Genomic DNA, 390 nt, shown 5'->3' on the forward strand with positions numbered 1-390 from the left:
TGTCGATGGTGAAGCCGTGCTTGTTCGAGGTTTTGTTGACGTTAAATAACTTGAACTCACATAGCCTTCTTTTCCATTTGCCTTTATTTTTGACCAGCCATTTGCTTCTGAGTAGACGGTGACTTTCACATCCTTCTTTATCGTTGCAACTATCGACGCACTTGTTGAGGCACTTTTTCTTACATTTAGCGAACCACTATTTACTTTGACGTATTTCGTTTGTGTTTTTGCCTCAGGAGTTGGTGATGACGGTGGTGAAGCCATGCTTGTTCGAGGTTTTGTTGACGTTAAATAACTTGAACTCACATAGCCTTCTTTTCCATTTGCCTTTATTTTTGACCAGCCATTTGCTTCTGAGTAGACGGTGACTTTCGCATCCTTCTTTATCGT

General features: G+C 41.0%; 1 protein-coding gene. It reads right to left on the reverse strand.

Translation table 11 applies throughout. The features are described 5' to 3' along the window. The coding region (locus tag K9V48_RS28665) for an SH3 domain-containing protein (RefSeq protein ID WP_224142363.1) at positions 1 to 390 on the reverse strand (390 nt) is incomplete at both ends.

Source organism: Metabacillus rhizolycopersici, assembly GCF_020075705.1.